11 protein-coding genes and 1 tRNA gene are annotated in these 12,651 nt (G+C 64.6%); 5 read left to right on the top strand and 7 right to left on the bottom strand.

All coding sequences use genetic code 11. From position 1 onward, the window contains the following. The first annotated feature begins 26 nt into the window (after positions 1–26). Positions 27–944, top strand: a complete 918-nt coding sequence (locus ABGV18_RS01645) for an NAD(+)/NADH kinase (protein ID WP_396584526.1) — start codon at positions 27–29, stop codon at positions 942–944. Positions 945–1,131: 187 nt separating this feature from the next. Next, positions 1,132–2,820 (top strand): DNA repair protein RecN, encoded by a 1,689-nt coding sequence (recN, locus tag ABGV18_RS01640; protein WP_396584525.1) that lies wholly within the window; start codon positions 1,132–1,134, stop codon positions 2,818–2,820. A gap of 102 nt (positions 2,821–2,922) precedes the next feature. On the opposite strand, the gene fur is transcribed toward recN, so the two are convergent. Then, entirely contained in the window at positions 2,923–3,339 is a 417-nt protein-coding gene (gene fur / locus ABGV18_RS01635; protein ID WP_396584524.1) for a ferric iron uptake transcriptional regulator, read from the bottom strand. A gap of 512 nt (positions 3,340–3,851) precedes the next feature. On the opposite strand from fur, the gene ABGV18_RS01630 reads away from it, so the two are divergent. Continuing rightward, complete coding sequence (locus ABGV18_RS01630) at positions 3,852–4,373, top strand: outer membrane protein assembly factor BamE domain-containing protein (protein ID WP_396584523.1); 522 nt, start codon at positions 3,852–3,854, stop codon at positions 4,371–4,373. Positions 4,374–4,447: 74 nt separating this feature from the next. Here ABGV18_RS01630 and ABGV18_RS01625 read toward each other — a convergent pair whose 3' ends face one another. The 3 genes from ABGV18_RS01625 to ABGV18_RS01615 form a co-directional block, all read right to left on the bottom strand. Then, positions 4,448–4,786, bottom strand: a complete 339-nt coding sequence (locus ABGV18_RS01625; RefSeq protein WP_396584578.1) for an RnfH family protein — start codon at positions 4,784–4,786, stop codon at positions 4,448–4,450. Positions 4,787–4,821: 35 nt separating this feature from the next. Continuing rightward, the gene (locus tag ABGV18_RS01620) at positions 4,822–5,286 is read right to left on the bottom strand and encodes a type II toxin-antitoxin system RatA family toxin (protein WP_396584522.1); all 465 of its coding nucleotides are present in this window, start codon (positions 5,284–5,286) and stop codon (positions 4,822–4,824) included. Between the two features lie 79 nt (positions 5,287–5,365). Next, the gene (locus ABGV18_RS01615; RefSeq protein ID WP_396584521.1) at positions 5,366–6,727 is read right to left on the bottom strand and encodes a sodium-dependent transporter; all 1,362 of its coding nucleotides are present in this window, start codon (positions 6,725–6,727) and stop codon (positions 5,366–5,368) included. Positions 6,728–6,903: 176 nt separating this feature from the next. Here ABGV18_RS01615 and smpB point away from each other — a divergent pair, with 176 nt between their 5' ends. Then, a complete protein-coding gene (gene smpB / locus ABGV18_RS01610) occupies positions 6,904–7,383 on the top strand; it encodes an SsrA-binding protein SmpB (RefSeq protein WP_396584520.1) in 480 nt (159 codons plus the stop codon). Positions 7,384–7,585: 202 nt separating this feature from the next. Here smpB and hda read toward each other — a convergent pair whose 3' ends face one another. From hda to ABGV18_RS01595, 3 genes are all read right to left on the bottom strand, one after another. Beyond that, complete coding sequence (gene hda, locus ABGV18_RS01605; RefSeq protein ID WP_396584519.1) at positions 7,586–8,281, bottom strand: DnaA regulatory inactivator Hda; 696 nt, start codon at positions 8,279–8,281, stop codon at positions 7,586–7,588. Positions 8,282–8,286: 5 nt separating this feature from the next. Next, positions 8,287–9,363 (bottom strand): AI-2E family transporter, encoded by a 1,077-nt coding sequence (locus ABGV18_RS01600; protein ID WP_396584518.1) that lies wholly within the window; start codon positions 9,361–9,363, stop codon positions 8,287–8,289. A 67-nt stretch (positions 9,364–9,430) separates the two neighbouring features. Next, positions 9,431–12,361, bottom strand: a complete 2,931-nt coding sequence (locus tag ABGV18_RS01595) for an insulinase family protein (protein ID WP_396584517.1) — start codon at positions 12,359–12,361, stop codon at positions 9,431–9,433. Between the two features lie 145 nt (positions 12,362–12,506). On the opposite strand from ABGV18_RS01595, the gene ABGV18_RS01590 reads away from it, so the two are divergent. Continuing rightward, positions 12,507–12,593 (top strand) — tRNA-Leu (locus ABGV18_RS01590). Positions 12,594–12,651 lie beyond the last annotated feature (58 nt).

The raw sequence follows: 12,651 nt of genomic DNA, 5'->3' as shown, positions 1-12,651 counted from the left end.
CCTCAGGCAGCAAGAGCGCATACGCCATGAAACCTTCCTCCTCGTCACCCACCGAACCGCCGGACGAAGCCCCCGCGTTCTCGCGCCTGGGCATCATCCTCAAGCCTGACGGCGGCGATGCGCTTGCCGAGGTCTACCGCAACCTGGTGGCTGTGGTTGAGGCACATGGCGTCGACTGGGCGCTGGAGGAAGACGCCGAAAACCCGGTGCCGTCGATCAAGGCGACCCGCTTTTCGCGTGATCGGATCGACCGCGATCTGATCGTGGTAATCGGCGGCGACGGCACCATGCTTAACGCGGCGCGTTCACTGTGCCTGCACGACGTGCCGATCCTGGGCGTCAACCTCGGTCGGCTGGGCTTTCTCGCCGACGTCAGCCCGGTCGAGGTGCAGCGCCACCTCTCGGCCATCCTCAAGGGGCGCTACAGTGACGAGCGCCGCTTTCTGCTGCAGGGCAGCCTGATGCGCAACGACACGCGCATCATGGAATCGGTGGCGCTCAACGACATCACCTTCAAGATGCGCGACCCGGCCCGGATGGTCGAGTTCGAGATGTGCATCGACGGCACGCTGGTCAACCAGCAACGCTCCGACGGTGTGGTCGTCTGCACGCCGACCGGCTCGACGGCCTATGCCCTCTCTGCCGGTGGCCCGCTGATCGCCCCCGACCTGCACGCGGTCGGGATCGTCTCGATCTGTCCGCACACGCTGAGCTACCGCCCGATCGTGGTCGATGCCCGTCACCTGATCGAGATCCGCCCGGTGGAAGGGTCGCGCGGCGGCGGCGTGGTCAGCTTCGACGGCCAGCTCAACCAGCCGCTGGAACACGGCGACGTGCTGGCCATCTCGAAGTACGAACACGATATCCGCCTGATCCACCCGGCCGGTCACGACCACTACTCCCTGTTGCGCGACAAGCTCTGCTGGAGCGAGCAGAAGTTCTAGCCCGGATATTTCATGAAATCCACAGGCCCTCGCTTGTCTCTTGTCCGTCCAAAGAATTTTCCTCAGTCGGCCGTAATCACCGATACGCTGCTCTTTCGGAAGATCCCTTGTACGACCAATATACTGCGCGATCATCGCGCGGCTTCATGAAACATCCGGGCTAACCGGGCAAAGGAATCCGCCTGACATGCTGACCACCCTTTCGATCCGCCAGATCGCCCTGATCGACCAGCTCGAGCTCGATTTCGCCGCCGGCATGACCGCGCTCACCGGCGAAACCGGCGCGGGCAAGTCGATACTGATCGACGCGATCGGACTGTTGCTGGGCGACCGCGCCAACATGAACCTGCTGCGGGCGGGCTGCGATCAGGGCGAGGTCACCGGCGAGTTCCTGTTGCCGGTGGACGGCCCGGCGGCCCGCTGGCTCGATGAGCAGGAACTGGGCGAGGAACCGGAAGGCGAAAGTCTGCCGCTGATCGTGCGCCGGGTTCTGTCTCGCGACGGGCGCTCCAAGGCGTGGATCAACGGCCGCCCCGTGCCGGGGCAGACGCTCAAGGGCATCGGCCGGCACCTGATCGACATCCATGGTCAGCACCAGAACCAGCGGCTGATGCAGGCCAAGACCCAGCTCGCCCTGCTCGATCATTTTTGCGACTTGAAGGGGTCAGTCGATGAACTCGGACGCCTGAGTCGACAGATACATGGCGACGAAGACCGACTCGCCAGCCACCAGGCCGAACAGGCCTCGCGGGCCGACCGGCTCGCCTTCCTGGCATTCCAGCTCGAGGAGATCGAGCGGGTCGATCCGCAGCCCGACGAGTTCAACCAGTTGCACGCCGAGCTCAAGCGCCTTTCGAGGCTAGACGAGTGGCGGCAGGTCCTGGCCGAGCAGATGGCCGCGTTGTTCGACGACGACGGCAATGCCCACGATCGCATCGGCGCGGCCGAACAGTCACTCTCGCGGATCGCCGATCTCGACGAAGCACTCGGGCCGGTCATCGAGACCCTGCAATCCGCCGAGATCCAGATCGCCGAGGCCGTCGACACGTTGCGCGACCGGCTGGAATCCTCGGACGCCGACCCGGAGCGCCTGGCCACGGTCGAGGCCCGGCTCGATGCCCTGCACGAACTGGCGCGCAAGCATCGCGTCGCCCCGGAGATGTTCGAGCAACACGTCGCGGATCTGCGCGAGGAATACGAGCAACTCCAGCACGCCGGCAGCACGCTGGGCGAGGTCGAGGCCCGACTGGCCGAGAATCGCGCCGCCTACGACAAGCTCGCCGCCGAGGTCAGCAAGACACGTCAGGCCGGCGCACGCAAGCTGGCCGAGCGCCTCAGGGCCTCCATCCGCGAACTGGGCATGCCCAACGGCGAATTTGAGGTGCGGCTCACCAACCCCGAGACATTGGCCGAGCGACGCGGCGAGCGCGGCATCGACGAGGTGGTTTTCCTGATCAGCGCCAACCGCGGCCAGCCGGTCGCCCCACTCGACCAGATCGCCTCGGGCGGCGAACTGGCACGCGTGAGCCTGGCCCTCAAGACGCTGACCGCCGGCGACGACCCGGTGGGCACCTTTATCTTCGACGAGGTCGACACCGGCATCGGCGGGGCCACCGCGGCAATCGTGGGTGCCCACTTGCGCGCGCTGGGTGAGTCGCGCCAGGTGCTGTGCGTCACGCACCTGCCGCAGGTCGCCGCGCACGGACACCACCAGGCACGGATCGAGAAGGACGAACAGGCCGACTCGACCCGCACCTGGGTGCGCGGCCTGGATGCCGACGAGCGCGTCGAGGAACTCGCGCGCATGCTCGGCGGCCGCGAGGTAACCGAGCAGACGCGGGCACATGCCCGCGAGTTGTTGGCGAGTTCGGCCTGACCGACCGGCCCCCGTTCGCGAACCCAGAACGCGGGGATAAAAACGCACGACGCCCACCCGGGAAGCCCGAGCGGGCGTCGTCGCAACGCGATCGAGAGTCGCTTACCTCTTGCCGGTCGCCTTGCGGCTGATGCCGTAGATCACCAGCGAGTAGTCGGTCAGATCGAAATCGAACTGGTCGGCGATCATGGCGATCCGCTCCTGGATGATCGGGTCGTGAAATTCCTCAACCTGCCCGGTCTTCACGCAGACCAAGTGGTCGTGATCGCCCTTGGAAATCAGCTCGAACACCGACTTGCCACCTTCGAACTGGTGGCGCTTGAGAATATCCGCCGTCTCGAACTGGGTGAGCACACGATAGACGGTCGCCAGACCAATCTCCTCGCCGCGGGCGAGCAGTTCCTTGTAAACGTCCTCCGCGCTCATGTGCCAATCCGCGTTGGACTCGATGATCTCGAGGATCTTCACCCGTGGCAAGGTGACCTTCAGGCCGGCCTTCTTGAGTTCGCTGGAATCCAAAACTTCTACCCTCGATTGCGTGTACTCGCGAGATTGTAACCGAAGATACCGTACGAACCGGAGCACTATGCGGATAATCGAGTCCTGCGATCTCGCAGGCTGGCATCACCTGCTAGGCAAGCTCTGCACGAATCCGATAGCACTCTGTCCTGGCGAGCCGTTCGTGACCAAGACGCGTCGGCGGCGTGCCGGTGGCCACGTCAAGACGGCGAAACACCAAGCATGGGCGACCCGGAACGGCGTGCCAGTGGCACGCCGCAGCCCGGGAAGTGCCGAGCCACGCGAGGCCGGACCGGCTCGACAAGCCCCGCAGGGCGCGCCTTGAGCCGGGCATCGACGGCGTTGTCGTCCTTGGAAAGAGAATGACTCTTCCGCGGCGGACGAGCGCCTTGCACCTGCCCGGCTCAAGACGCGCAGAGCGATATCCGATCCGTGCAGAGCTTCCCTATACGGCGTATGATTGGACGCATTCGAATCACTATCCAGACCATCAGGAACAGGTTTCCAGGATCATGCTGCGCCAATTTCTCACGCTTTCGCTCGTCGCCACCCTGCTAGCCGGCTGCTCGTCGGTCTACGTTCCCAGCTTTATCCAGGTCTACCAGCCGGATGTCCAGCAGGGCAATATCTACGAGGAGGAGCAGATCGAGCGGCTGGGCGAGGGCATGCCCCAATCTCAGGTGCGCGCGATCCTCGGCACCCCGAGCCTCAACGACATCTTCCATCAGGGCCAGCGTGACACCTACGTCTACTACGACAAGCGCGGCAAGCAGGAAGCCTTCCGTCACACGCTGGTAATCGAATACGACTCGACCGGCCGCGTCGATGCCATCCGCCGTGACGGCATGGACCTGGCCGAGGCGCCGTCGATGAACAGCGCCGAGCTGCCCGACGAGGCCGAGGCCGCCTCGCCGAGGAATATCTCTCCGAGTCCGGGACCCGGCTCGGAGGGTGGCGACAGCCCCTACGATATGGAAACGCAGGACGACGATCAGCCCCTGCCGACGACCCCGCCGGCGCAGGATCCGCTCTAAGGCCGAACGCAAAAGCCCACCGCTGCATGTCCACTCATCGGTGACAGCGGCAAACGATTGAACCGGCGAGAGGCCTACTCCGCCGGTTTTTTCGTGTCGGACGCGGTTTTATCCGCCTTGTCATCCGCCTTGGATGGCGCCGCTTTACGCCCGGCTCGAGCCCCATCGTTCCTGGCCCTGGCCCCATCCTTTTGGGCGCGCTGACGACGCGCCGCCTTGGGATCGGCGATCAGCGGGCGGTAGATCTCGACGCGATCCCACTCGCGCAAGACCTGCGACAGCGGCGCGACCTTGGCGAACACGCCGACCTTCTGTTTTGACAGGTCGATCTCGGGAAAGCGTTCCAAAATCCCACTGCGACGGATCGCCTCTTCGACGGTCGCCCCCTCGGCGACATCCACCTCGAGCAGCATCTGAATGTCCGGACGGGCGTAGGCCACCTCGACCTTCACGCCCCGTCTCCGCCACCCGACGAATCGCGTGGGTAGACCTCGAAGGCCCGCTTGCGAAACGAGCCGACGAGGTTCTTGACGATCTCGCGGAACACCGGCCCGATCGCGCGTTCGAGCAACCAGTTGGAGAACTCGAAACGCATGTCGAGGGTCACCCGCGAACCGCCATCGGGCAGATCCTCGAACTCCCAGAACCCATCCAGATGACGGAACGGCCCGTCAACCAGGGTGACCACGATGCGTGAACCCGGCTCGTTGTGATTGCGCGTGACGAAGGTCTTGCGGATCGCGCCCTTCTTCAGGGTGATGCTGGCCTCGACCTCGTCACCCGTTGCCTGGATGATGCGCGTCTGCTCGCACCAGGGGAGAAAGTCGGGATAGGCGTCGATGTCGTTGACCAGCGCGTACATCTGTAGCGCGGAGAACGGTACATCGACCTGTCGCTCGATGGTGGTGCTCATACCGGGGAAGGCCCGCCCTTAATGGTGGTCGGATAGGGATTCTAGCAAAATCGCCGCCCCGTCACGGATCACACCCGAGTCAGCCGAACAGACCCAGCCCATTGAGGAACACCAGCGCCACGCCCAGCGGGGCGACGATCGCCGCCAGCCACCACCATAGCCGATACCGCCAGCCGGCCAGCCCCAGTTCCTCGGCCGAATCCGCGCGTGGCATCCGCCAGGCGGCGAAGAGCGCGATCAGCATGCCGCCGGCCGGCAGCAAGATGTTGGCGGTGGTGAATTCGAGCAGTCCGAAGACGTTCTTGCCGAACAGGGTGAGATCACCGAGCAGGTTGAACGACAGGGCCGCCAGTACACCCAGCGACCAAGTCGCCACGCCCACGGCGATCGCCGAATGCAGGCGGCGGATGCCGAAGCGCTCCCAGAGATAGGACACCGCCGGCTCGACCAGCGAGATCGCCGAGGTCCAGGCCGCGATCGACACCAGCACGAACAACACGATGGCAAGCCAGTAGCCCCACTCCATCTGCCCGAGCGCCAACGGCAGGGTCTGGAAGATCAGCCCGGCCCCCTGCTCCGGGCTCATGCCGTTGGAGAACACGATCGGGAAGATCACCATGCCGGCGAGCAGGGCGATGCCGGTATCCAGAACGATGATCCAGATGCCGGCGCGCACGATCGAGGTGCCCCGGGGCATGTACGAGCCGTACACCATGATCGCGCCCATGCCGAGACTCAGCGTGAAGAAGGCGTGCCCGAGGGCAACCAGGAAGGTCTCGGCGTTCACCCGCGAGAAGTCCGGCGCGAACATGAACTCCATGGCGGGCGCGAACCCCGGGGTGCCGATGTTGTAGCCGAACAGCAGCACCAGGATCACGATGAGCAACGGCATCATGATCCGCGTGGCCAGTTCCAGCCCACCGCGCACGCCACGCGCCACCACCGCCACGGTCATCACCATGGCCACCGTGTGCCAAAACAGCAAAGTCCCTGGATTGCCGACCAGGCCGTCGAACAGCCCCTTGACGGTTTCCGACGAGGCACCGACGAAGGCACCGTTCGCGGCCTTCTCGACATAGGACAGCGCCCAGCCCATGACCACCGAATAGAAACTCAGGATGAGAAACCCGGTGAGCACGCCCATCCAACCGATCACCTGCCAGCCGCGGCTCACGCCGGCTTGGTCGGCGAGCTTGCCCATGCCGATGATCGGGTTGGAACGGGCACGACGCCCGAGCATCACTTCACTGATCAGGATCGGCGTGGCGACGATCAGCAGGCAGGCCAGGTAGATCATCACGAACGCCCCGCCGCCGTTGTCGCCCATGATGTAGGGAAACTTCCAGATGTTGCCCAGGCCGACGGCCGAGCCCGCCGAGGCAAGGATGAAGGCCAGACGGCCACTCCATTCCGGATGGTTCTCGAGATGTTGTGCGGACACCGGACTTCCTCTTCGGTTTGGACGGGCGGGGTTCCTCTCCCAAGGCCCACGCGACGGAACCACGCGAGCCGCTGAAAAACTACCACCATGCCGCCATCACGGCCAAGCCGCTGACAAAAGCGCCGAGACTGCCCACAGGCACCGGGTGGCCGCCCACATGCTGCTAGAATGCGGGGATGAGCAAGAACAACAAGCCCACCACCGGCCAGTCCACCATCGCGCTGAACAAGAAGGCGAAGTTCGACTTCTTCCTCGGCGATCGCATCGAGGCCGGATTGGTACTCGAGGGCTGGGAAGTCAAGGCCCTGCGCGCGGGCAAGGCCCAGATCGCCGACGCGCACGTCATCATCAAGGACGGCGAGGCCTGGCTGCTGGGCGCGGTGATCACCCCGCTGCTCCAGGCCTCCAGCCACGTCCGTCCCGACCCGACGCGCACCCGCAAGCTGCTGCTCCACGAGCAGGAGCTCGCCCGTCTGATCGGTCAGGTCGAGCGCAAGGGGTTCACGATCGTGCCCACCGCGATGTACTTCAAGCGCGGCAGGGCCAAGCTCGAAATCGCCCTCGGTGAGGGCAAGAAGGCCCACGACAAGCGCGCGACCATGAAGGACCGCGATTGGCAGCGTGACAAGCAGCGCATCGTCCGCCACAGCATGTAGCGGACCTCTACACGATTCGATAACGTCTCTGCGAAACCGCCCTTTCCGGGGCTTGAGGATTTGCCCGCACGCAGCAAAGCCATCACTCGACGGGCCGCAAGCCCGTCTTCGCTCCGGCGCCTTGATTGCGAACAAATCCTCAAGCCAGAAACGTCACCGAATCGTGCAGAGGCCCGCTGGCGGGGCAACAACCAATAGGCGCTCAGTCCTCCTCGACCAGCACCTCGCGCAGGAACGGGATGGTCAGCCGGCGCTTGGCGATCATCGACTCGCGATCCAGGCGACCGAGCGCGTCCAGCAATGTCCCGACGTCACGCGGCAGATGACCCAGCATCCACTGCGCCGTGCCATGCGGCATTTCCAGCCCCCGCGCCTGCGCGCGAGCCCGAAGCAGCTCGATCTTCTCACCGTCACCCGGCAGGTGAACGGTCATCACTGCCCCCCAGGCCAGCCGCGAGGCCAGATCCGGCAGGTTCACCGGTAACTCGGTTGGCGGATGCGAGGCCGTCAACAGCAGCGGCACGCCGGCTTCGCGCGCCCGGTTGATGAGGTCGAACAGCATGAATTCCCCCTCGGCCTGACCGATCACGGCATCGACATCGTCGATCACCGCCAGGGCGAAGGCCTCGATCTGCTCACTTGCCGCGGCCAGTTGCCCACCCAGCTGGCGCAACGGCCAGTAGGCGGCCGGACGCCCCATCGAACCGGCGTGGTAGCAGGTCGCCTGCGCCAGATGCGACTTGCCCGCCCCGGACGGCCCGTGGATCAGCACCTGCGCCTCACCAGCGCCGGTCGCCTGCTCGGCCAGGGTCGCCTTGAGCAACAGGTTCTCGTTGCCGATGAAACCCTCGAAACTCGTCGGGGTGACCAGATCGAGCGCCAGCGGGATTTGCTGCATCCGGCTCAGCCCCCGGATCTGTCTTTGCCCGGTGGTAAGGCCCGCTCGTTGCCTCCGCGGTAGAAACGGCTTTTTTGATAGTTGTCCAGCGCGTGCTTACCCAGCACGATCAGCACCGCCGAGACCGGCAGCGCGAGCAGGATGCCAAAAAAGCCGAACAACTGACCACCGGCCATCACGGCAAAGATCACGGCGACCGGGTGCATGCAGATCTCGTTGCCGACGAAACGCGGCTGCCAGACAACGGTCTCCAGCACCTGCCCGATAGCGAACACGCCCAGCACGAGCAGCAACGGCAAGAGACCGTCGGCCTGGATGTACATCGCGATCAGGGCCAGCAATACGCCGATGATGGTGCCCAGGTACGGCACGAAACTCACCAGCCCGGCAAATAGGCCGATCGCGATGCCGGTACTCAGCCCGATCAGGGTCAGACCGATTGAGTAGGTCACCCCATTGGCGATCATCACGGCCAGCTGACCGCGCAGGAAATTACCCAACATTCGGTCGGACTCGCGCGCCAGCTGCACCACGACGGCACTCCTGGTTCGCGGTAACAGGCGCTCGATCCGGTCGACCACCATCGGCCAGTCACGCAGCAGATAGAAGCCGACCACCGGGATCAGCAGGAAATTCATCACCGCTAGCATCACGGCCGTGCCGGATCCGAAGACGGCCCTCACCCCCTCGGCCGTCGCCTTGCCCACGGTCTCCTTGTTGTCCATGAGCATCTCGCGCAACTGCCCCGGATCCAGCGCCAGCCCGAGCCTCTCGTTGAACCAGGGAATGATCCGGTTCTGCAACGCATCCATAAACTCGGGGAAAACGCGCACCAAGCGGCCGCTCTGCTCGATGAGCACCGGCAAGAGCGCGATCAGGGTAAGCACCAGCAGCAACCCGCCGACGGTGAAGACCGCCGAGGCCCCCAGCATGCGTGAGACGCCTCGTCGCTCCAGCTTCGTCACCAGCGGATTGAACAGGTAGGCGATGATGAAACCCACCACGAAAGGACTGAGAATGGGCAACAGGAAGTAGGCGAGCAGCAGGCTTGCCGCCACCCCGATCCAGATCATCCAGCGCATCCGTCCCACTCCCTGCCCTGATTCGTTACGATTCACCACTCACTCCCGCCCTAGGGCATGACTCGGCTCAGATGCGCTCGATCCGCAGATCCAGCGCCTTGAGGTCCTCTTCGCGTGTCGGACCGGCAAGCACACCGACCGACGCCGTTTCGGGCTTGAGGTAGGTTTCCGCCACCCGCTTGAGATCGTCCTGGGTGACATCGAGCACCCGTGCCCGAATCTCGCGCAGGTCGTCCACGGTTCGGCCGTGCAGCGAATCCATGAACGCCTTCTTCGCCTCGCCGGCCGGGGAACCCGGCTTGTCGATCGAGGCGATCACGCCAAAGATCGCCTCCTCGACGGTGCGATCCTCGTGAGTATTGTCCACCACCCAGTCGACTGCCCGATCGAAGTCCTCGAGCGTCTCGGCCAGGCGCGGATCGCGATAGGAGAAGAAGCGGAAACTGCCGGATTCGGAATCGAAGCCGGCCCCGCCACCGTAGGCCCCGCCCTTCTCGCGGATGGCCGTGTGCAAAAAGCCGTTGCGCATGAAACCGCCCAGCACGGCCAATGCGGCCGCGTCCGGGTGCTTGGGCGGCACGCAGGCATGTGCCTTGGCGCAGTAGTTGACCGCGAGGTTGCCGATCCAGGCCTCGCGCACCTGTTCCTCGTGACGCCCCAGCGCGAACGGTTGGTCCGTCTGCCCCTGGTGCATGTGCGGGCGCAGGGCCTGGGCCATCTCGGCAAAGTGACGCCGCTCGGTGACCACGTTGTAGTGACGCAGCCCGCCCTTGAGCTTCTCGTGCAGCCGCGCCAGTCGCTCGGCCAGATCGTAACGGGAGGCCAACTGCTCAAGCCCGTCATCCATCGACTTGATGCGGCGCACGGCCGAGACCCCGGCGGTGTCGTGACGCATGGCTGCACGGGCCGACATGCCCGAGGTGGCCAGCAGCATGGCGTGAACGTGACCACGACCGGAGACGCCCTGCTCGGTGCCAAAGCGCATCTGGCTGACCAGATCGCGAATGCGATCTATTTCATCGAAGCGCGCGGCATCGAGATGCTGGTGGAACAAGTCGACCATCGCATCGGCATTGCGCACCAGCGCCTTGCCCGACAGCAGCCAGAACCCACTGGTCTTGTGGACATCATCGATACCTGCACGCACCGAGGCGCCCGAGGAGAAGCCGCCGCTCCTGGCGGTGACCGCCTCGGCCATGGCGACGTAGTCACGATCACCCGCCCCCATCTCGGTGAGCAAACCGGCATAGACCGGCATCAGTTCAAGTTCGTCCCGATCCAGGTCCGGCAGGTCGATCGCCAGTTGCAGGTAGCACAGGCCGTTGGTACTGCGGTTGTACCACCGCTGGCTCGACGGCTGGTGAACGAACTGCTCGGGCTGCGGGATGTCGATGTCCTCGGGGATATCCTCGCGGGTCACCGTCGGCAGGATCGACAGGTCGCCCTCCACGGCCTGACGATCGGCCAGGGCCTTGGCCTGACCGACGATGCGCTGTTTATCCTCTTCGGTGAGCGTGTCCTGCATGGCCGCCAGCCGGGCCTTCTCCGCGGCCAGCTGGCGCGCGGAGAGCTCGGTGTCCGGCTTGAGCACCAACCGCACGCGGTGCGGGTTGTCCAGCAGCAGGCGACGGACCAGGTTGGGTATGAACTGCGGGTCGGCGGCCTTGGCACGCAGGCGCTCGAGGGCCGGCTCGAGATCGAGCAGGTTGATCGGATCGCTGTCGTGGATCGCCGCCGGCAACGCCTGAACGATCAGGTGCAGGCCGTAGGGGAAACCATCGCCGGTGATCTCGCGCTGCTCGAGCTCGAGCTGATGGAGCACCGACTCGACCATGTCGGGGTCGACGCCCTTTTCCACCACCCCGGTCAGTGTGTCGAGGATCAGCTTTTCCACGGCCTCGGCGCGGTCGGCCTCGCTGCCCTCGAGCCCCGCGACGAACACCATCTGGCGCTGCGAATCCTCCAGCCCCAGCACCGGAGACGGCGAGGCGCCCAGATCGGTGGTTTCCAGCGCGCGCAGAAGCGGCGAGGCGCTGTTTTCCAGCAGCACGCCTTCGAGCAATTGCGCCTCGAGACGCGCGTCAAGATCGGCGCTCTCGTCCAGCATCCAGCCGACGTTGACGTGGGTCTTCTCGGCGGTGTCGTCTTCGTCGAGCGGGTAGACGTCCTCGACCTGTTTCGGGCCGGCGAAGATCGGCTGGAGCGGTACGGCCGAATCGGGATCGATCTTCTCGAAGCGCGCCAACGCCCGCTCTTCGAACTGGCGTTGCAGCCGCTCGACCGGCTGGTTGCCATAGGTCATGAAGACGGCGTTAGACGGGTGATAGAAGCGCTTGTAGAACGCCACCATCTGCTCGTAGGTCAGATCCGGGATCAGCGCAGGGTCGCCACCCGAGTTGTGGTGATAGGTGGTATCCGGGAACAGTTCACGCGAGAGTGTCTCCCAGAGCACGGAGGTCGAGTCGCTCATCGCGCCCTTCATCTCGTTGAACACCACGCCCTTGAAGGTCAACGGCGTGCTCGGATCGTCCCACTGCTCGAATTCGACCCGGTGGCCCTCCTGGCAGAAATCGAGCTCGTCGATACGCGAGAAAAACGTCGCGTCGAGATAGATGTCGAGCAGGTTGTAGAAGTCCTTCTCGTTGCAGGAGGCGAAGGGGTAAGCCGTCCAGTCACTCGAGGTGAAGGCGTTCATGAAGGTGTTGAGCGACCGGCGAATCATCATGAAGAACGGGTCGCGCACCGGAAAACGCTCCGAGCCACACAGCGCGGTGTGCTCGAGGATATGCGCCACGCCGGTGGAATCTTCCGGCACCGTGCGCAGACCGACCAGGAACACGTTCTGATCGTCGTCGGTGGCCAGGTGGTAGTGCCGGGCGCCGGTCTTGTCGTGCCGGTACTCGTCGACGGTCAGATTGAGCGCCTTGATGGGGACCGAGCGTACCAGGCTGAAAGCAGGATGGTGACCATTGGCGTTGGGACCGTTGGCTTCTGACATGATCGCGGGTGACTCCGGGCAGTGCTGAATGAATCGAACGCGTGAGTGTAACGCACCTGATCGCCCGTGCATGCGGTTCGCCGGCACCGCCGAAAGGCGATAGAATGCCCGCCGCCGGGCACCCTCTGCCCGGCCGAGTCCCATCGCGGGTGTGGTGGAATTGGTAGACACAGCAGACTTAAAATCTGCAGGCCGAAAGGCCGTGCCGGTTCGAGTCCGGCCACCCGCACCAATCAGATGACGCCGACATGTCTCCGCACGCGCCGCGGAAACCGCCTCGTCAACGCGTA

The organism is Guyparkeria halopsychrophila, assembly GCF_044582135.1.
In the GTDB taxonomy this organism is placed as follows: domain Bacteria; phylum Pseudomonadota; class Gammaproteobacteria; order Halothiobacillales; family Halothiobacillaceae; genus Guyparkeria.
The sequence above is the reverse complement of the archived record's forward strand: the minus strand, read 5'-3'. Positions and strand labels throughout refer to the sequence as shown.